Here is a 19,933-nt window from a genome sequence, read left to right as displayed (position 1 = left end):
GGCACGGCAGGAGCGCCGGAGCCGCACGCCGAGGCGGACGGGAGGCGTTTTCCCCCGGCCGGCCCAAGCGCACGATCCCCGGGGGCGCGCCTCGCGTCCCGTGCGGTGGTCGCCGGGCAGCATCGCCGCGTGATGCGGATTCTGCTTCTTGCCAGCGCGTTCAACAGCCTCACCCAGCGGGTCCACGCGGAACTGCGGGATCTGGGGCACCCCGTCGCCGTGGAGCTGGCGCTCCGGGACGACCAACAGCTCACCGAAGCGGTGCGCCGCCACGCGCCCGGCCTCGTGATCGCCCCCATGCTGACGACCGCCGTCCCGGAAGAGGTCTGGTCGACCCACCCCTGCCTCATCGTCCACCCGGGCCCGCCCGGCGACCGGGGCCCGTCCTCCCTCGACCGAGCCGTCCAGGAAGGCCGCGACCGCTGGGGCGTGACCGTCCTGCAGGCGGTCGCCGAGATGGACGCCGGCCCGGTCTGGGCCTCGGCGGACTTCCCCCTGCCCCCCGACATCGGCAAGAGCGACCTCTACCGCGGCGAACTGGCCGACGCCGCCCTCCAGGCGGTCCTCCTCGCCGTCGACCGCTTCGCGTCCGGCACCTACACCCCCGTCACGCCCCCCACCCACACCTGGCAGCCGTACCTGACCCAGGACGAACGCCGCATCGACTGGCACGCCGACCCCACCACCACGGTCCTGCGCAAACTCCGCGCCGCCGACTCCCAACCCGGCGTCCTGGACACCTTCCAGGGCACCGAGTGGTACCTGCACGGCGGCCACCCCGAACCCCATCTCAAAGGCACCCCGGGCGAACTCCTGGCCACACAACACGGCGCCATCTGCCGAGCCACGACGGACGGCGCGGTCTGGATTGCGGAGCTGAGACCCAGACGCGTCCCTGGAGGCCCGGCAACTTTCAAACTCCCGGCCACACAAGCCCTCCTGAAGGGGCGCGGGGCTGTGACATGTGCGGCTCCGCCGCGTGGGCGCGAGGAACCCCCCACAACCCGCACTCAAAACACAACAGGCGGAAGCTACTCCGACATCACCTACGAGGAACAAGGAACCGTCGGCCACCTCACCTTCCGCTTCCCCGGTGGCGCCATGAACACCGACCAGTGCCGCAGACTCCTCACCGCCTACCGCCACGCCCGCACTCGCCCAACGGACGTGATCGTCCTCGGCGCAAAGCGAGACTTCTTCTCCAACGGCATCCACCTCAACCTCATCGAAGCCGCCCCCGACCCCGCCGCCGAGTCCCTCGCCAACATCGAGGCCATCGACGACCTCGTGGAAGAAGTCCTCACCACCACCGACCGCCTCGTCATCGCCGCCCTCCCCGGCAACGCGGCCGCCGGCGGCGCCATGCTGGCCCTCGCCGCGGACGAGGTGTGGTGCCGCCGGGGCGCCGTCCTCAACCCCCATTACCGCTTGATGGGCCTGTACGGCTCCGAGTACTGGACCTACACCCTGCCCCGCAAGGTCGGCCCGGCGGTGGCCGCCCGCCTCACCGAGGACGCCCTGCCCCTCACCGCGGCCTGCGCCCACTCCCTCGGCCTGGTGGACCAGGTCATCGACTGCGCACCGAGCGAGTTCGCGGACGAGATCACCCGAATGGCCGACCGCCTGGCCCGTTCAACGAGCCTCCCCGCCCGGCTCGGCGCGAAGAAGGCCGCACGCGAGCGCGACGAGGCCGTACGCCCTCTCAGCGCCTACCGCGCCGCCGAGCTGGAGCGCATGCGCGCCGTCTTCGACGACCCGGCCGCGCCCTACCACGCCCTGCGCTCCGCCTTCGTCCGCAAGCGTCGGCCGAACGGGACACCGGACCACCTCCGAACGGAGTGTCCGAATGGTGGCTGATTAAGTGATATGTCAGCCTGCTGCGGGGGACGCCGCCAGGAAGGGAACCCATGAGCACCGACACCCAGGCCCCCGCGGCCGTGGAGGAAGTTCACATTCTGTGGACCTCGGAAGGCATGAGCTGCGACGGCGACACCATCTCGGTCACCGCCGCATCGCTGCCCAGTCTGGAGGATGTGGTCCTCGGGGCCATCCCAGGACTGCCGAAGGTCGTGCTGCACAACAAGGTGCTCTCGTACGAGAGTGCCGACGATTTCACCCGCCCCTTCCACCAGGCCGCCGACGGTGAACTCGGGGCCCCGTACGTCCTCGTCGTGGAGGGCTCGATCCCCAACGAGCGCATCAACGGCGACGGCTACTGGACCTCGATGGGCAACGACCCCCGTACGGGCGAGCCCATCACCCTCAACACCTGGATCGACCGGCTCGCCCCCGGCGCCTTCGCGGTCATCGCGATCGGCACCTGTGCCACCTATGGCGGTATTCACGCGATGGCGGGCAACCCCACCGGCTGCATGGGCCTCGCGGACTACCTGGGCTGGGACTTCCGTTCGGCCGGCGGGCTGCCGATCGTCAACGTGCCCGGCTGCCCGGTCCAGCCCGACAACTTCATGGAGACCGTGACCTGGCTGCTCTACCAGGCCGCGGGGATGGCCCCGCCCATCCCGCTCGACGAACAACTGCGTCCCACCTGGCTGTTCGGCAAGACCGTGCACGAGGGCTGCGACCGCGCCGCGTACTACGAGCAGGGTGACTTCGCCAAGGACTACAACTCGCCCAAGTGCCAGGTGAAGATCGGCTGCTGGGGCCCGGTCGTCAACTGCAACGTCACCAAGCGCGGCTGGATGGACGGCATCGGCGGCTGCCCCAACGTCGGCGGCATCTGCATCGGCTGCACCATGCCCGGCTTCCCCGACAAGTTCATGCCGTTCATGGACGAGCCGCCCGGCGCCAGCGTCTCCTCCGCCCTGGCCTCCTCCACCTACGGCCCGCTGGTGCGCACGCTGCGCGCCATCACCAACCGTTCGGTCAACAAAGAACCCAAGTGGCGCCACAACCGCACCGAGCTCACCTCCGGCTTCGCGCCGCGCTGGCCCGGCAAGTGACCTGACCCCCGAACCCCACGCCTGCCCCCTGTGTGAAAGGAAACCGTCCAGTGACGACGAGCCAGGCCGCCCCCGCGGAGCAGCGCACCCTCACCGACGTCGCGTTCGATCCCATCACCCGGATCGTCGGCAACCTGGGCATCTACACGAAGATCGACTTCAACGCCCGTGAAGTCGTCGAGTGCAGGAGCACCTCATCGATCTTCCGTGGCTACAGCGTCTTCATGAAGGGCAAGGACCCCCGCGACGCGCACTTCATCACCAGCCGCATCTGCGGCATCTGCGGGGACAACCACGCCACCTGCTCGGTGTACGCGCAGAACATGGCCTACGGCGTGAAGCCGCCGCCGCTCGCCGAGTGGATCATCAACCTCGGCGAGGCCGCCGAGTACATGTTCGACCACACGATCTTCCAGGACAACATGGTCTTCGTCGACTACTGCGAACGCATGGTCAAGGAGACCAACCCGGGCGTGTGGGAGCGGGCCGAGCGCACCCCGGCGCCGCGCGGCGACCAGCACGGCCACCGCACCATCGGCGACATCATGAGCTCGTACAACCCCTTCGAGGGGGCCACGTACAAAGAGGCGCTGGTCATGAGCCGCCTCACCCGCGAGATGATCTGTCTCATGGAGGGCCGCCACGTGCATCCCTCCACGCTCTACCCGGGCGGTGTGGGCACGGTCGCCACGCCCCAGCTCTTCACGGACTACCTGGTCCGCCTCACCCGCTGCCTCGACTTCATCAAGCGCGCCGTCGCCATGAACGACGACGTCTTCGACTTCTTCTACGAGGCCCTGCCCGGCTACCAGGAGGTCGGCCGGCGCCGCACGATGCTCGGCTGCTGGGGTGCCTTCCAGGACCCGGAGATCGTCGACTACGACTACAAGAAGATGAACGAGTGGGGCAACCGCATGTTCGTCACCCCGGGCATCGTGGTCGACAACCAGCTCGTCACCACGGACCTGGTCGACATCAACCTCGGCATGCGCATCCTGCTCGGCAGCTCCTACTACGAGGACTGGACCGGCGAGGAGACCTTCGTCGACAAGGACCCGCTCGGCAACCCGGTCGACAAGCGCCACCCCTGGAACCAGACCACGCTGCCCGCGCCGCAGAAGCGTGACCTGGACAACGGCAACTACAGCTGGGTGATGAGCCCCCGCTGGTTCGACAAGCGCACCAACGACTTCCTCGCCCTGGACACCGGCGGCGGCCCCATCGCCCGCCTGTGGGCCACCGCCCTCGCCGGGAAGGTCAACACGCCGTACGTCCGCTCGACCGGGCACAGCGTGCAGATCGACCTGCCGAAGACGCCGTCGTCGCCGGAGGTCCGCCTGGAGTGGACGCCCCCGCCGTTCCCGAACACCATCGAGCGCAACCGGGCCCGCATGTACTTCGTCGCCTACGCGGCGGGCATGGCCTTCCACTTCGTCGACCAGGCCCTCAACGAGGTCCGCTCCGGCGTCACCAAGACCTTCCAGGACTTCAAGGTGCCCAAGGACGCCATTGGCTGCGGCTTCCACGAGGCCGTGCGCGGTGTGCTCAGCCACCACATGGTCATCCGCGACGGCAAGATCGCCAACTACCATCCGTACCCGCCGACCCCGTGGAACGCCAGCCCCCGCGACTTCTACGGCACCCCCGGCCCGTACGAGGACGCCGTGCAGGGCTGCCCGATCTTCGAGGAGAACGGGCCGGAGAACTTCAAGGGCATCGACATCATGCGCACCGTGCGCAGCTTCGACCCCTGCCTGCCGTGCGGTGTCCACATGTACCTCGGCGGCGGCCGCACCCTCACCCAGTCCCACTCGCCGACCTTCGGCACCCTCGCGGGCTAGGGCGGCCTCACGATGACCTGGGAACCCTGGGAGGACGCGCATGCCCGCGGCCAGGTGGCGCTGGCCGAGGAGCGGCTCTCGGGCCTGGACACCCTGCCGGACGGCCTCGCCGCGCGGCGGGCCGCCGAGACCGTCGAGACACTCGTCGGGCTCTACGGGCAGTGCCTGGGCCGGATCACCGCCCACCTGGCGGACCACCCCGACCTGTTGGAACGGCTGGCCGCCGACGAACTCGTCGGCCACCTCCTCCTCGTGCACGACCTGCACCCCGTCCCGGCCGAGACCCGGGTACGCCAGGCCCTCGCCGCCCTGCCCGGCCCGCCGGAGCTGCTGGAGCTGTCCGGGTCCGCCGTACGGATCCGGATCCGGCAGAGCGGCTGCGGTGCGGCCGGCGCCGAGCAGGCCGTACGGGAGGCGCTGGCCGCGCGGGCACCGGAGGTCGAGGACGTACGGGTGGAGAGCGGGCAGGCGGACGGGGCGCTGATCCCCGTCGACGCGCTGTTCCGCGACCGTACGCCCGTCGGCGGAGGAGCCTGCGGATGACGAGCGGGCTGCGACGGGTGGCCCGGCAGGCGTCCCGGGCCGAGGGACCAGGCGCCCGGGAGGAGCGGTGCGACCTGTGCGCCCAGCCGCTGCCGACCGGGCACCCGCACCGCCATGTGCTCCAGTCGGCCGACGGCGCCGTCTCGTGCGCCTGCCGCGCCTGCGCCGTGCTGTTCGACCACGGGGCGACCTCGTCCGGTGGCTACCGGCTGCTGCCCGAGGAGCGGCGGCGGCTCGACGGGTTCCGCATCGACGACATCGTGTGGGCGGGCCTCGGCGTCCCCGTCTCCCTCGCCTTCTTCACCCGTTCGGCGGAGACCGGCGAGGTCACCGCGGCGTACCCGAGCCCGCTGGGCGCCCTGCGCGCCACCGTCCCCGCGGACAGCTGGCGGGACGTCGAGCAGGGCCACCCGGACCTGCCGGAGCACGTCACCGACGTGACCGCGCTGCTGGTGCACCGGGCCCGCGGGGCGGACGAGCACTGGCTCGTCCCGCTCGACGACTGCTACCGCCTGGTCGCCGTCGTGCGCGCACACTGGAAGGGACTGGACGGCGGCCCCGAGGTGTGGCAGCAGGTCGAGGACTTCTTCCGCGAACTGACCGAACCCACCCCCTTCACCAACGAGGAGGCGTCATGGGCATCACCGTAGGCAAACCCGACGTCGAGCCCGACACGCCCGCGCACGTCGCGGGCGTACGGCGCGGCAACCACAAGGGCCTGATCAAGCACCAGCCGGGACACCGCAGAAACGACCGTTCCACGGCGCGCCGCTCCACCGGCATCGACGCCCGGCACCGCAACCCGGTCGACCGGGACATGCCGAACCTGCCCCCCGCATGACGGCGTCGCCCGCGCTGTCCGCTCCGGTGACGCCGGTCCTGGCGTTCGCCGTCACCGGAGCGGAGGAGGAGCCCTTCGCGGCTCTGCCCACCCTCCGCTTCGGCCTGGAGATCGCCAGGACCGGCGGCCAACCGGTCGGCTCGGTCGCCCTGACCACCGTCGTCCGCATCGACGTCGCCCGCCGCCGCTACGGCTCCGAGGCCCGGGAGGCGCTCGGCGAGCTGTTCGGCGCGCCCGAGCAGTGGGCGACCGGTATGCGCCCCCTCACCTGGACCCGGACGACCGTCCACGTCCCGGCCTTCGACGACCGCACGACGGTGCGGATCCCCGTCGAGTGCTCCTACGACCCCGAGCTGGCCGTCACCAAGTACCTGCGCGCGGTCGGCGACGACGGCGACGTGCCGCTCGACTTCCTCTTCAGCGGCACCGTCTTCCACCGGACCCCCGACGGAGGCGGACTCGCCGCCTCCCGCATCTCCTGGGCCGACGGCGACACCCGCTACGCCCTGCCGGCCGCCCTCTGGCACTCCCTCACCGACCGCTACCACGCGGGCAGCCCCTGGCTGCGGCTGTCCCGCGACACCTACGACCGCCTCGACGCCTACCGCGCCCGGAACGTCCTCGGCACCCCCGACGACGCCGTGCGCGCCCTGCTCGACGGCACCGCCCTCCACCACTCGGGGACCACCACCACATGACCCTCACCGACCCCTCGGACGTCTCGGCCGTCTCGGACCGCTCGGACGGCTCGAACCGCGCGGCCCGCTCGGACCTCTCGGACATCGAGAAGATCACCCGGACCTGTCTGTACGAGGGCTACCTGCTGTGGCCCTACCGCAGGTCCGCGCTGAAGAACGCCAAACGCTGGACCTTCGGCGGCGTCTTCCCCGCCGCCTGCGCCGACGCGCTCGGCGAACCGGCCACCATGACCACGCAGGTGCTCCACGAAGGACCCGCCGACGACCTCACCGTGCGCGTGCGGTTCCTCCAGGTCGTGGACCGCACCGTCGTCCAGGACGGCCGTCCCGTCGACGAGTTGACCGTGGCGGGGGAGCGGTACGTCAGCTGGCAGGAGGTCACCGAACGCGAGGTCGTGCTGACCGGCGCCCCCGCCGACGCGACCGTCGACATCCCCGAGGGCACCGACACCGAGAAGCTGCCCGGCGGGTCCGCGAGCCTCGTCCGCGGCTGGCGGCGGCTCACCGGCACCGTCGAGGTCACGGCCGAGCCGGTCGCGGACGGCGTACGGCGGCTGACCGTGCGGATCGCGAACAGCACGCCCTGCCCGGTGCCGGAACCCGGCGCCCGGCACGCGCGGGAGGCCGCGGCCCCCTACGCCTTCGTCTCCACGCACACCGTGCTGCACAGCGAGGGCGGACGCTTCGTCTCCCTCCTCGATACGCCCGCCGCCCTGCACGCCCACGCCGCCGCCTGCCGCAACAAGGGCACCTGGCCGGTGCTGGTCGGCACCGACGAGGGCGACGGACGGGCGCACACGGTGCTGTCATCACCGGTCACGCTGTACGACTTCCCGCGCGTCGCCCCCGAGAGTCCGGGCGACCTGTTCGACGGGACCGAGATCGACCAGCTGCTCATTCTCAGCGTGCTGAGCATGACCGAGGAGGAACGGGCCGAGGCACGGGCCAGTGACCCGAGGGCACGCGAGATCCTCGACCGCTGCGCCGGACTCGGCACCGACGACCTGATGGCCCTGCACGGCACGATCCGCGAGTTCCGCGCGGCCCCCGGGGAGGCACGGTGAGCGGCGTCTCCTACCGTCCCGGCACGCGTGTGCGGCTGAAGCCGTCCCGGCGGGCGGACATCATGGACCTGGCCCTGACGGGGCGGATCGCCGAAGTGGCCGCCGTGGAGGAGGACTTCGAGGGACAGGTGCACATCGCCGTCGTCCTCGAGGGCGACCCCGGCCGCGACCTCGGTGCCGCGAGCCAGATCGGCCACCGGTTCTTCTTCGCCCCCGACGAACTCGAGCCCCTCCCCGGGCCCGCGGGCGAGACTCCGGCCCACCGCGTGCTCGTCGCGGGCGTCGGCAACATCTTCATGGCCGACGACGGCTTCGGCCCCGAGGCCGCCACCGCCCTCGCCCGCCGGCCCCAGCCCGACGGCGTCCATGTCGCCGACTTCGGTATCCGGGGCATGGACCTGGCGTACCGCATGCTGGACGGCTACGACACGGTGGTCCTGCTGGACGCCACGCCGCACGGGCAGCCGCCCGGCACCCTCAGCGTCATCGAGCCCGACCTCGCCACGCTGCCCGCCCAAGGCGCGCCGGAGGCTCACGCCATGGACCCCGTCAAGGTCATCGCCCTCGCCCGCCAGTTGGGCGACGGGGACCTGCCCCGCGTACTCGTCGTCGGCTGCGAACCCGAGGTCCGCATGAACGGCGACGAGGTGGACGTCGTCGTCGGCCTCAGCGAACCGGTCCGCGAGGCCGTGGAGCGCTCCGTGCCCTTCGTCGAGTCCCTGCTCGCCGACATCCTCGCCGACGCCACCCGAGAGGAGGTGAACCTGCCATGAGGAAAGGCATCTTCATCCCCGCCAACGTAGTGAAGGCCACCGTCGGAGCCGTCTCCGCCGCCCTGGTCCTGATCGCCCTGACGGAACTGCCGGAGGCACGTCGCTATCTCAAACTGAAGGGCATGTGAATGGAGCGCGTTCCCGCACCCGGAACGCGCCCCGGCGGCGCCCGCCCACGACTTGGGGGCGGGCGCGCTCGGACGGGTCCCCAGACCGTACCGGAACGCAGGTGGAAACGCTTCTCCACACATATGTGCGGCGTCTCGAAAGGGGCGCGGCGCAGGCGGCAGGTGTCAGTCGGACAGGCGATTCGGCCAGGCCGACGCGGTTTTTACCTACGATCCGAGTTATGCAAGTGGCCTTGTTGTGCCCTCACGTTCTGCAGCTAGCTGGATGCCGCGTCCACCGCCTCGCCCGGGTTCCCGATGAGCCCGGGCGGTCAGGGGCAGTGGACGGAACATCGGCACGTGAGGAGAGGTCATGAAGAAGGCTTACGAGGCTCCGACGCTCGTCAGGCTCGGAACGTTCCGCAAGGAGACGGGGCTCCTGGGGCGCCACGGCAACGACCGGCTGATCCTGAGCAAGAACTGACGGGACGGCCCTTGACCCGACGTCATGACTGAACTGCACGCAAGTGCGGGGACGGGCCCCGGCGACGCGCACTTCGCGGTCTTCACCGACCGCGCGGACGCGGCCGCCGTGGCCCGCTCCTTCGCCCGCCCCGGAAGCAGGACCCTCACCCACGCCTCCGGCCGTCCCTGGCTCGTCGGGAACTGGCACGACGACGACATCGTGACGGCGAGCGCCGGCCACACCGCCCTCGCCGTCATCGGCTGCTGCCCGGTCGAGGCCGACGAACTACGACACCGAGCCGCACGGCTGCGCGATCTCGCGGAACTCGACGCACTGGCCCGCTCCCTCCACGGCAGCTTCCACCTCGTCGCCACCCACGAGGGACGCGTCAGGGCGCAGGGCACGGCCTCCGGCCTGCGGCTGGTCTTCCACGCACAGATCGACGGCGTACGCGTCGCCGCGTCCCGGGCCGACACGCTCGCCGCTGCCCTCGGCGCCGACCCCGCCCCGGAGGAACTGGCCGTCCGGCTGCTGTGGCCCGCCCCCCACCCACTGTTCGAGACATCCCTCTGGCGCGCGGTCACCGCCGTGCCCCCGCAGGACGCCGTGATCGTCGCCGCCGACGGACGCACCGCACGGCACACCCGCTGGTGGACGCCCCCGGAGCCGGACGAGCCACTCACGGCGGCGGCCCCCCGGATCCGTACCGCGCTCGAGCGGGCCGTCGGCGCGCGCACCCGACAGGGCGGCGTGGTCAGCTGCGACCTGTCCGGCGGACTGGACTCCACCTCCGTCTGCTTCCTGGCCGACCGCTCACCCGCCCACGTGGTCGCCAGTACCTGGCCCGGGCGGGACCCCGCCGACACCGACCTGCACTGGGCCGAGCAGGCGGCACGGCACCTCCCGGACGTCGAGCACGTGATCTGGGACGCCGACGACTCCCCCCTGGTCTACGAGGACCTGCTCGGCATCGACGACCTCCTCGACGAGCCCACCATCGGTGTCATGGACCGCTCCCGCGTCCTGCACCACCTGCCAGCCCTCGCCGCACGCGGCAGCCGCCTGCACCTGACCGGCATCGGCGGTGACCACGTCGCCTGGTGCTCCGAGGCGTACTACCACCGACTGCTGCGCACCGGCCCGTTGTTCGCCCTGCGGCAGCTGCGCGGATTCCGGGCCCTGTGGCAGTGGCCCCTGAGCGGCGCCGCCCGCGCGCTCGCCGACACCCGGCCCTACGGGAAATGGCTCGCGGACGCCGCCGTCCACCTGCGCGACCCCGCGCCCACCTCCGTCGCCACCGGCCTCGGCTGGGGCATGGCCCCGCGCCTGTTCGACTGGGTGACCCCAGAGGCCGAGCGGTCGGCACGGCAGGCGCTCCTGACGGCCGCGGCGAGCGCCGCACCCCTGCACCCGGACCGCGGACTGCACAGCGACCTCGAACAGATCCGCTCCTGCACCCGCGTCATCCGGCAGTGGGACCGGATGGCCGCCCTCGCCGGACTGCCCATGGCCTCACCCTTCCTCGACGACCGCGTCATCGAGGCGTGTCTCGCCGTACGGCCGGAGGACCGCGTCACCCCCTGGCAGTACAAGCCCGTTCTGAGCGCCGCGATGCGCGGCATCGTGCCCGACGCCTGCCTGCGGCGCACCAACAAGGCCGCCGCCTCCATGGACGCCGCCAACGGACTGCGCGAGCACCGCGCCGACCTGCTGGCCCTGTGGGACGACTCCCGACTGGCGGAACTGGGCCTGGTGGACGCCGCCGAACTGCGCCGCCTCGCCCTGCGGCCGGCCTCCCGCGGCCTGTCCGACGCCATCCTCTACTCCACGATCGCCGCGGAGGTGTGGCTGCGCGCGCTCGCCCGCCGCCGCACCCGCGTCCCCCATCCGTGACCCCCTTCACCGCATCAGAAAGGCCACCCTCATGCCCCTGCGGTTCGGCGCCGACGTCGCCACGGCCGAGACCGACTACGGCACGGTACTGCTCGACGAACGGTCCGGCTCCTACTGGGAGTTGAACCCGACCGCCACCCTGGTGGTGCGGACCCTGATCGACGGCGGCGACGAAGCGGACGCGGCCGCCGCGCTGGTCCGCGAGTTCGACATCGACCGGGCCCAGGCCCTGCGGGACGTCGAGACGCTCGTAGAGCAGCTGCGCGGCTCGGGGCTCGCGTCATGACCACCCCCAGCGCGCTGGAGCGCCCCACCGACGTGCCCCGGTCCCGACGGGCCGCCGCCCTCCTCGTCCTGCTGCCCGCCACCGTCCTCGCCTTCCTGCCGCCCCGCCACATCCGTGCCGTCCTCGGTGTCCTGCGCCGCGGCGCCCAACCCGCCACCCCCGCCCAGGCGCAGCGCGCCCGGGACGCCATGTGCGCCGCCAGCCTGCGCTGCGCCGGACCGAAGGGGTGCCTGCCGCGTTCCCTGGGCGCGGCACTGCTGTGCCGGCTCGGCGGCACCTGGCCGACCTGGTGCGCCGGCGCACGCGTCGTCCCGCCGTTCACCGCGCACGCCTGGATCGAGGCGGAGGACAGCCCCGTCGGCGAGGGTGTGCCGGACGGCTACTTCGCCCGGCTGGTGGTCGTCGCCCCGCCGCCCCGGCCCACGGGCCGATGACCGGCACCGCGACGCCCACCGCCGACATCGACAGGTCGACCCGCGCCGCGGTGGCCACCCTGTACCGGCTCACCGCCGGACACCGGGCCGCCGTGGCCGTCGCCACCGTACTGACCCTCGTCGGCTCCGCCCTGGGACTGGCCCAGCCGCTCGTCGCCAAGCACCTCGTCGACGCCGGCGGCCGCGGACAGGTTCTCTGGCCCCCGCTCGCCCTCCTCGCCGCCCTGTTCGTCACCGAGGCGGCCACCGGATCCGCCGGGCGCTTCGTCCTGGAGCGCATGGGCGAAGGCGTCGTACGACAACTCCGCCACGGCCTGGTGGCACGACTGCTCCGGCTGGAGATGAGGGAGTACGACCGCCACCGCGGCGGCGACCTCGTCTCCCGCGTGACCGCCGACACCACCCTGCTGCGCGAGGTCGTCTCGCAGGCCCTCGTCGACCTCGTGACGGGCAGCCTCGTCGCCGCCGGAGCCATCGTCCTCATGGCGTGGCTCGACCCACTGCTGCTGCTCCTGGTCGCGCTCACCGTGGCCGCCGCTGCCGCCGTCGTCGCCTCCCTGCTCACCGGCATCCGACGGGCGTCCGAACACATGCAGAACTCGGTCGGCGCCATCGCCGCCGACCTTGAACGCGCTCTCGGCGCGCTGCCCATGGTCCGGGTGCACCGCGCCGAGGACCGCGAGGCGGCCCGCATCGGGGCGCGCGTCGACGCGGCTTACAGCGCGGGCGTGCGCACGGCGAAGCTCGCCTCCGTGATGAGCCCCGCCGTCGAACTCGCCGTCCAGGGCTCGTTCCTGATCGTCCTGGTCATCGGCGGCCTGCGCGTCAGCGGCCATGCCGGCTCGCTCGGCGATCTCGTCGCCTTCCTGCTGTACGCCTCCTACCTCGTGCTCCCGCTGTCCTCCGTCTTCCGCGCCGCGGGCCTCGTCCAGCGCGGGATGGGTGCCTACCAGCGCATCGACGAGGCGCTGCGCCTACCCGTGGAGTCCACGGGGCCGCACGTCCCGCAGGCCCGCCCCCGCACGCGGGTCCGGTCCGTCGCCGACGGTCCGCCCGTCCTCGAACTGCGCGACATCCACTTCGGCCACGACCCGGGCCGACCGGTCCTGCGGGGGGTCTCCTTCACCGTCGCGCAGCGCCGCCAGGTCGCCCTGGTCGGCCGTTCGGGCGGCGGCAAGAGTACGATCTTCGCCCTGGTGGCCCGGTTCTACGAACCGGACGTGGGAACCGTGCTCTTCGACGGCCGGCCCGCCACGGAACTCGGCCGCGAGGCGTGCCGTCGGCGCATCGCCGTCGTGGACCAGAACACCCACGTCGTCCACGGCACCCTGCGCGACAACATCGCGTACGCCGTGCCCGACGCCACGGACACGGAGATCCGTCGGGTCGTCGAACTCGCCCGGCTCGACGAGGTCGTCGCCCGGCTGCCCGCCGGTCTTGACGCCGTCGTCGGCGAGCGGGGCGGCACCCTCTCGGGCGGCGAACGCCAACGCGTCGCCCTGGCCCGGGCATTGCTGGCCCGTCCCTCGCTCCTCCTGCTGGACGAGCCCACCTCGCACCTCGACGCCATCAACGAGTCGGCGCTCACCACCGTCATGAAGGACGTCGCCGAGGAGTGCGCGGTGCTGGTCGTCGCCCACCGCCTCTCCACCGTGCAGCACGCCGACCGCATCGTCGTCCTGCACGAGGGCCGTGTCACCGCGTGCGGACGCCACGAGGAACTGCTGGCCGACAGCCCCCTCTACCGGGAACTGGCCGCGAGCCAGATGCTCAGGCCGGGCGGCAGGTCCGGCTGAGCCCCGGCCCGACGCCGGGGCCGGTCCGGTGTTCGCGCTGGTCCGGCCTAGATGTAGGAGGCCATCAGGTCACGGTCCACCGTGATGGTGTCGCGGTCCAGCGCGGGCAGCCCCAGGTGGTCGCAGATCAGCTGGGTCAGCTGCTTCTCGTAGTTCTCGTTCTCGTGGTCCAGCCCGGCCGCTGTGATGAGAGGGGCCATCTTGTTGGGCCAGTATTCCCCGATGTAGGCGGGTCCCTCGTAGTCGATGCAGGACGAGATCTGGCCGTCCTTGTAGTGGTATGCCTTCGGGCCGTGGGCCTTGGCGATGCACGGGTTGGGAACGAACACCATCAGCTCGGCACCCTCGGGGCACAGTGGGCGGTGGTCGATGCCGTCGAAGTCGTCGCGAGACGGGTTGAACATGTGGTGCACGATCACACCCCAGTCGCCGGGTGCCGCGTCGTTGCCGTACGCGAACGGCGGCCGGTGCTGCGCGATCAGTCCTTCGGCCATGGCGCTCAGGCCGGTTCCCTTGAAGTACACCAGGACGGTTTCGTCTTCCCCGCACCGGACTTCTCCCAGCCAAGCCATGACGCCGCCGTCGATCCAATCTGTCATGCTCAGCACCATAACCGGGGCCACTGACACCAGCGTGCCCTCCTCCAGCAGTTGCCGCGGCACACGCGCAGCCGACGACGGCGATCTGAAGTCCGGTGGTCCCAGGTCGCCTTGGCGAGGCCGCCGAAAGCCGCACCAGCCAGTCCTATGGTGCAGGGGAACCGCACGCCCTTCTTCCGATCAGCAAGGAGCACCACTTCGTGAACGTCGAGATCCCCCCGCTCTTACGGGACAGCGCCACCCGGCTCGGTGCCGGCGCCCCTTACGCCCTGAAGGTGGTGGCCCGTCGGCTGGCCGACGACCCGGACCTGGGCCGGCCCTCGGAGCTGCCCGGCATCCTCACCGTGACGATCGACGGCGACCCGTTCGAGGACTGCCCCGACCTGGCCATCGGCTACATCCGCGAGCCCGACCGGATCGAGATCCGGTACGTGAGCCCGATCTCTTTCGCCGAGACCGACGCGGACACCCAGGGGCAGGAGCAGGAGCAGGAGCAGAAGCGGGATCAGGACCAGGAGCGGCCTGCCGATCCCGCCGCCGACGCGGTCACCGTACGGGAGGTCGCCGACGCCTGGCGGCGCATCACCGGCCGGCTCAAGCACCACGCCCCCGATTCCTATGCCGCGCTCCACGCCGGCGCAGGCCCCGCCGCCCTCGCCGCGCTGGAGGACGACCTCGGCATCCGGATACCCGTCGAGCTGCGTGTCCTGTGGCGGCTGACCGCGGGCGACCACGGGGCCAACGGCTGGGGATGCCTGCCCGGCAACCGGGCTCTGATGACCCTGGACGCCGTGGCCGCCGCCTACCGGCTGAAGATGAACACACAGGCCGACCAGGACACCCTCGACGCCGACCGCCCCGAAGACGAGCGGATCACCGTGTGGAAGCCGACCTGGATTCCGGTTGTCGCCCTCGGCCCGGCTGACAGCACCTCGGGCCTGTACCTGGACGCCGCGACCGGCTATCTGGGCAGCTGGTCCCGCTACAACGAAGCCCCTGGTGAAGAACTCGACACGCTGGTCACCTATCTGGAAGAAGCTGCCGACATGCTCGAAGCCCCGGCCCTCGCCACACGGGACAAGCCCGGCCTGATCGAAGGGGCGCTGGTGTGGCTCAGCAGCATCGACCCCGCGCGGGAGGACCGGTGGCAGCCTCTGACCGGCTGACACACACGAGGAGGGTGGCCGGCCGCTGCGGGCCGGCCGGCCTCCTGCTTGAGCCACCGGCAAGAGCATGTGACGACAGCCCCCAGCCTGTCCCGGCGACCGCCTCACCCACGGCCAGTCCCGGGCAGGAGCGCCAGAGGCGACCGGGCGGCGTCCGGCCAGCGCTTCAGGATCGCCTCCTCCACGTACGGCAGAGCGCGCTGCCCGGCCAGGGCCAGGGCGATCGCCGCGGCCACGCCCGCCCACGCGAGGGGGCCGAGAGGCGTGCAGCCGAAGGCGTGGCTGGCCACCGGGGTCTGCACGAGGGCGACGAGAGCGGCGGCGGACCCCAGGGACGTGACCTGTACCAACGGGCTCCCGCGACGGTCGGCCAGCGTCTGGGCGAGCTGGGTGCCGACCACGGCGCACAGGGCCATCGTCGTCGAGCGGCGTGCCGTCCCCGGCGTGAACCGGCCGAACAGCCAGGCCGCGGTCGCACCGAGACACGTCGTCAGGGCCCGGTGCCGGATCTGACGGATCAGCGGCTCGCCCAGAACGACCGTGCCCAAAGGCTCCTCCGTGCCCTCGGCCGGCGCCTCCTCGCCCTCCGCCGACTCCTTCGGCGTCACCGCCACCGCCATCGCCGGGAACAGGTCTGTGAACAGGTTCACCAGCAGCATCTGACGGGTGGACAGGGGCGCGGAGCCCGACAGGACCGTGCCGACGATGCCGAAGGCGACCTCGCCCGCATTGCCGCCGATCAGGATGGCGATCGCGTCGGCGACGCTGTGCCACAGGGAACGGCCCTCCCGCACCGCCTCGATGAGCACCAGCAGGTCCTCGCCGGTGACGACGAGGTCGGCGGCGTTGCGGGCGGCGGCCGATCCCCGGGCGCTGATGCCCACACCGATGTCGGCGGCGCGGATGGCCGCGGCGTCGTTGGCACCGTCGCCGACCATGCCCACCACCCGGCCCGCGTCCCGCATCGACTCCACCACCTGGAGCTTCTGCTCGGGCGCGACCCGCGCCACGATGTCCGCGTCACGCAGCATCCGGGACCGCGCCGACCGGTCGGCCGCGGCCAGCTCGTCACCGGTGACCACCCTCGTGTCCTCCGGCCAGCCCAGGTCCGCGGCGATGGCACGGGCCGTCTGCGGATGGTCGCCGGTCAGCACCACCGGTCGTACGCCCGCCTCGCGCAGCCCGCGGACCAGCGCAGGGGACGTCTCGCGCGCCACGTCGGCCAGTGCCAGCAGCCCGGTGAACTCCAGTCCGTCCAGGGGGTGTTCGAGTACGTCCGCCGCCTCCTCGCCCTCCTCCAGCGGGCGTCGGGCCACGGCCAGGACGCGCAGTCCGTCGCCGGCCAGCGTCTGGGCCGCCTCGGAGGCGTGGGACGGCAGGTCGGCGCAGGCGGGCAGCACGGTCTCCGGCGCGCCCTTGACCACCAGCACGGGTGAGCCGTCCCCGGCGCGCCCGACCGCGGCGGCGTAAGCCCGGGAGGTCTCGAACGGCAGGCCCTCGTCCTGCGTCCAGTCGGCGTCGGGCCCGGCCGCGTCCAGGACCGCCTCGTCGGTGGCATGCGTCGGCCGGGCGCCGTCACCGTTCAGGCGGGGACAGGCACGCGCGGCAGCCCGTACGACCGCGGCGACGCCGGGCTCGTCCGCCCGGCTGACCGTGCCGTCCGCGTCGGCCACCCGGACCAGGCGCAGCCGGTTCTCGGTGAGGGTGCCGGTCTTGTCGAAGCAGATGGTGTCCATGCGGCCCAGCGCCTCCAGCGTGCGAGGGGTACGCACGAGGACACCGCGGTGGCCGAGCCGGCGGGCGGCCGCCAGCTGCGCCACCGTCGCCACCAGCGGCAGCCCCTCCGGGACCGCGGCCACCGCCACCGCCACACCGCCGCTGACCGCCTCCCGCACGGGCGTCCCGCGCAGCAGCGACAGACCGGTCACCGCGGCCCCACCCGCCAGCGTCAACGGCAGGGCCTTGCGCGTGAGTTCCTGCAGCCTGGCCTGAACTCCCGTGGCGGACGGCGTCCGTGCGGCCAGGGACACCGCCCGCGCGGCCTCGGTGCGCTCACCGGTGTCCACGACGACCGCCCGGGCGCGTCCCGCCACCACGGTCGTGCCCTCGAAGACCATGCAGTGGCGCTCTGCCACGGGAGCCGACGGCGTCGGGTCCATCGACTTGTGCACCGGCAGGGACTCGCCGGTCAGCGCCGACTCGTCCACCTCCAGACCGTCCTCCCACAGCAGACGGGCGTCCGCGGGCACGACGTCGTCGGCGTTGAGCTCGATGACGTGGCCCGGCTCCAGCTTGGCCGCGTCCACGACGTGCGCCTCGGCCGCCGAGTCCCGCGCATCCTCCTCGGCGACCCGCGCCTTCTGCTTCTGCTGGGCGAACAGCCCGGCGAGGGCCCGCTCGGCCCGCAGCCGTTGCACACCGCCCACCAGCGCGTTCAGGTCGAGCGCGCCCACCACGAGCAGCGCGTCCACGACGGACCCGAGGATCGCCTCGGCCGCCGAGCCGACCGCCAGGACCGGAGTGAGCGGGTCGTCCAACTCGCCGCGCATCGCCCGTGCCAGGTCCAGCGACCACCGCGCCGGGGCCAGTGCGGACACGTCGCCCGCCCGGTCGGCCATCGCCCGCATCCGCGCGCCCGCCTTCTCGAGCGCACTCGGCTCGGGTTCGCGCTCGTGCTCCTTCACCAGCCGCTCGCGTACGTCCTCCGGGTCCAGCGCATGCCACGCCACCCGCGGCCGTGGGTGCGGGGCGCGGGCCGCCGCCACGCCGAGGGCCGCGTGCACCCCGGACAGCAGGGCCGCCGCCGCGCTCGCGTCGACCGGCGCGTGCCGCAACCCGGGCAGTGTTGAACTGCGGCCCCGACGGGACTCGCCCACGGCTACGAGCAGCCCGGACAGCGCGGCACCGGACCGCGCCAGGATCTGCGACCTGCGCCCGACCGCGCGGGCCGCCGGCACCGCCCTCAGCAGCCGCCACACGTCGGCCAGACCGTGCAGGGCCAGGACGTCCGCGCCCCAGGCCACCGGACTGTCGCCGTCCGTCAGGGCGATCGCCACATCACCGCTGAGCAGCCCGGACAGCACCTCCGGGTCGTCGCCCGGCGCCGGGCGCACGACGGTGACGACGCCACCGTCCTCCTCGCGCAGCTCACGCACCACCTCGCTCAACGGCCGCCCGGCGCCGACGACCTGGTCGGCGAGTCCGGTGAAGTCGGCCAGCGCCGGATCCTCCACCATCACCACGCGCAGCCCGGCCCGCCGGGCCGCGTCCAGCACGGACTCGGCCCACGGATCGGCCCCGGCGCCCGGTGTGCGCAGCGCGCTCGGATCCAGGAGGACCGTGCCGGCCATCTCCAGCTGCCGCAGCCGGTCCGGCTCCCGCACCAGCACACCCGTCCGCGACAGCGCCCCGCTCAGGACGGCGTGGAAGGCGGCCGGACCGTACCGCGCGGCCTTCGGCGAACCCGAGAGCACCGCCTCCGCCGCCTCGGCCACGTCGTGCTTGACGAGCAACGCCGCCACCGCGCCCAGCACACTGCCGGCCGAGGCGTGGGCGGCGTACTGCTGGGCCGGGGAGGTACGCAGCGGCGGCCGTACGGACCGGCCCCCGGGCAGGCTGTCGCGACTCGGCACGCACAGCTCGTCGTGGACCGCCTCGAACGCGGCCCCCCGGGCCACCGCCTCCGCCAGCTGGCAGGCGCGCAGTGTCCCGTCGAGCACCAGCGAGGTCGGACTCTGACCCGCACCGTGGACGGCCGCGTTGGCGACGGCCAACGCCAGGTCCATGCGGGCGTCGCCGAGCCGACCGCGCAGCCAGCCCCGGAAGGCCGGGTTCTCGCGCAGCATCGTCGACACGGCCGTGATCAGCCGCGGCGAGGGCGGCAGACGCAGCGCCGACGCTGCGAACGCGGCGCCCACGCCCACCACGTCGGCCGCGAGAGCCGTGGCCGCGGTGCGCACCGAGCCGGGGTCACCCGGATGGTCGAAGTCCTCCACCGGGTCGGCCTCGGGCACCAGCCCGTGCCGCTCGGCGAGCTCCGTCGCCCGCTCCACCACCTCGTCGCCGACCGCGTCCTCGACCGCCGTCACCACCAGCCGGGACAGCCCGCGGTCCCAGTACGCCACCGCCACGTCCGGGTGCTCGGCCAGCGCCTCGGCCACCCGCCCCGCCACGTGCTCCATTCCACCGGCCCGGTGGATCTCCTCCGCCAACGCCGGCCGCAACGCGAGGTGGGCCCGCGTCCCGGCCCGCCAGTGGCGGGTACCGCCCGGCAGCGCCGTACGGGCGACCCGAGCCGCCCGTGCGGCGACGTCCGCGCCCCGCACCCCGGCCCGTGCGGTCGCCGCGACCGCTCCCGCGGCCACACCCACCGCGGGTGGCGTGCCCCGCGCGATGAGCCGGGGCCCGGCCAGCACAGCCGCGGTCACGGCACTCGAGGAACGCGTCAGAAGTCCGTCCATCGC

18 protein-coding genes are annotated in these 19,933 nt (G+C 72.8%); 16 read left to right on the top strand and 2 right to left on the bottom strand.

Annotated elements, in window-relative coordinates; translation table 11 throughout:
- Positions 1 to 132: 132 nt before the first annotated feature.
- The 15 genes from ACFYWX_RS43535 (at position 133) to ACFYWX_RS43465 (ending at position 13,705) form a co-directional block, all read left to right on the top strand.
- Positions 133 to 1,857 (top strand): enoyl-CoA hydratase-related protein, encoded by a 1,725-nt coding sequence (locus ACFYWX_RS43535; protein WP_389430903.1) that lies wholly within the window; start codon positions 133 to 135, stop codon positions 1,855 to 1,857.
- Between the two features lie 50 nt (positions 1,858 to 1,907).
- Positions 1,908 to 2,963: a hydrogenase expression protein HypE gene (locus tag ACFYWX_RS43530; RefSeq protein ID WP_389430884.1), complete on the top strand. Its 1,056-nt coding sequence runs from the start codon at positions 1,908 to 1,910 to the stop codon at positions 2,961 to 2,963.
- 50 nt (positions 2,964 to 3,013) lie between these two features.
- On the top strand, positions 3,014 to 4,804 hold the full coding sequence (locus tag ACFYWX_RS43525) for a nickel-dependent hydrogenase large subunit (RefSeq protein ID WP_389430882.1): 1,791 nt from the start codon (positions 3,014 to 3,016) through the stop codon (positions 4,802 to 4,804).
- 12 nt (positions 4,805 to 4,816) lie between these two features.
- The gene (locus tag ACFYWX_RS43520) at positions 4,817 to 5,347 is read left to right on the top strand and encodes a NifU family protein (RefSeq protein WP_389430881.1); all 531 of its coding nucleotides are present in this window, start codon (positions 4,817 to 4,819) and stop codon (positions 5,345 to 5,347) included.
- Positions 5,344 to 5,997, top strand: coding sequence for a DUF5947 family protein (locus ACFYWX_RS43515; protein WP_389430880.1), 654 nt, complete (start codon positions 5,344 to 5,346; stop codon positions 5,995 to 5,997). Before ACFYWX_RS43520 ends, ACFYWX_RS43515 begins: the two co-directional genes overlap by 4 nt.
- Positions 5,982 to 6,188: a hypothetical protein gene (locus tag ACFYWX_RS43510; protein WP_389430878.1), complete on the top strand. Its 207-nt coding sequence runs from the start codon at positions 5,982 to 5,984 to the stop codon at positions 6,186 to 6,188. The genes ACFYWX_RS43515 and ACFYWX_RS43510 overlap by 16 nt, the downstream gene beginning before the upstream one ends.
- Entirely contained in the window at positions 6,185 to 6,886 is a 702-nt protein-coding gene (locus ACFYWX_RS43505) for a DUF6084 family protein (RefSeq protein WP_389430876.1), read from the top strand. Before ACFYWX_RS43510 ends, ACFYWX_RS43505 begins: the two co-directional genes overlap by 4 nt.
- Positions 6,883 to 7,950, top strand: coding sequence for a hypothetical protein (locus ACFYWX_RS43500; protein WP_389430875.1), 1,068 nt, complete (start codon positions 6,883 to 6,885; stop codon positions 7,948 to 7,950). Before ACFYWX_RS43505 ends, ACFYWX_RS43500 begins: the two co-directional genes overlap by 4 nt.
- Positions 7,947 to 8,723, top strand: coding sequence for a hydrogenase maturation protease (locus ACFYWX_RS43495; RefSeq protein ID WP_389430873.1), 777 nt, complete (start codon positions 7,947 to 7,949; stop codon positions 8,721 to 8,723). Before ACFYWX_RS43500 ends, ACFYWX_RS43495 begins: the two co-directional genes overlap by 4 nt.
- Entirely contained in the window at positions 8,720 to 8,851 is a 132-nt protein-coding gene (locus tag ACFYWX_RS43490; RefSeq protein ID WP_389430872.1) for a DUF6893 family small protein, read from the top strand. Before ACFYWX_RS43495 ends, ACFYWX_RS43490 begins: the two co-directional genes overlap by 4 nt.
- Positions 8,852 to 9,203: 352 nt before the next feature.
- The gene (locus ACFYWX_RS43485; RefSeq protein WP_106434143.1) at positions 9,204 to 9,314 is read left to right on the top strand and encodes a keywimysin-related RiPP; all 111 of its coding nucleotides are present in this window, start codon (positions 9,204 to 9,206) and stop codon (positions 9,312 to 9,314) included.
- Between the two features lie 24 nt (positions 9,315 to 9,338).
- Positions 9,339 to 11,189 carry a lasso peptide isopeptide bond-forming cyclase gene (locus ACFYWX_RS43480; RefSeq protein ID WP_389430871.1) on the top strand — a complete coding sequence of 617 codons (1,851 nt, stop codon included), beginning with the start codon at positions 9,339 to 9,341 and terminating at the stop codon, positions 11,187 to 11,189.
- Between the two features lie 31 nt (positions 11,190 to 11,220).
- On the top strand, positions 11,221 to 11,475 hold the full coding sequence (locus ACFYWX_RS43475) for a lasso peptide biosynthesis PqqD family chaperone (protein ID WP_389430868.1): 255 nt from the start codon (positions 11,221 to 11,223) through the stop codon (positions 11,473 to 11,475).
- On the top strand, positions 11,472 to 11,909 hold the full coding sequence (locus ACFYWX_RS43470; protein WP_389430867.1) for a lasso peptide biosynthesis B2 protein: 438 nt from the start codon (positions 11,472 to 11,474) through the stop codon (positions 11,907 to 11,909). Before ACFYWX_RS43475 ends, ACFYWX_RS43470 begins: the two co-directional genes overlap by 4 nt.
- Positions 11,906 to 13,705: an ABC transporter ATP-binding protein gene (locus ACFYWX_RS43465; RefSeq protein ID WP_389430866.1), complete on the top strand. Its 1,800-nt coding sequence runs from the start codon at positions 11,906 to 11,908 to the stop codon at positions 13,703 to 13,705. Before ACFYWX_RS43470 ends, ACFYWX_RS43465 begins: the two co-directional genes overlap by 4 nt.
- A 47-nt stretch (positions 13,706 to 13,752) precedes the next feature.
- Here ACFYWX_RS43465 and ACFYWX_RS43460 read toward each other — a convergent pair whose 3' ends face one another.
- Complete coding sequence (locus tag ACFYWX_RS43460; RefSeq protein ID WP_389430864.1) at positions 13,753 to 14,304, bottom strand: hypothetical protein; 552 nt, start codon at positions 14,302 to 14,304, stop codon at positions 13,753 to 13,755.
- Between the two features lie 200 nt (positions 14,305 to 14,504).
- On the opposite strand from ACFYWX_RS43460, the gene ACFYWX_RS43455 reads away from it, so the two are divergent.
- Complete coding sequence (locus ACFYWX_RS43455) at positions 14,505 to 15,470, top strand: hypothetical protein (protein WP_389430863.1); 966 nt, start codon at positions 14,505 to 14,507, stop codon at positions 15,468 to 15,470.
- 104 nt (positions 15,471 to 15,574) lie between these two features.
- Here ACFYWX_RS43455 and ACFYWX_RS43450 read toward each other — a convergent pair whose 3' ends face one another.
- On the bottom strand, positions 15,575 to 19,930 hold the full coding sequence (locus tag ACFYWX_RS43450) for an HAD-IC family P-type ATPase (RefSeq protein ID WP_389430862.1): 4,356 nt from the start codon (positions 19,928 to 19,930) through the stop codon (positions 15,575 to 15,577).
- Positions 19,931 to 19,933 lie beyond the last annotated feature (3 nt).

This window comes from Streptomyces sp. NPDC002888, assembly GCF_042888465.1.
GTDB lineage: Bacteria > Actinomycetota > Actinomycetes > Streptomycetales > Streptomycetaceae > Streptomyces.
Note: the sequence above shows the minus strand (reverse complement) of the source record. Positions and strands in the feature narration are given on the sequence as shown.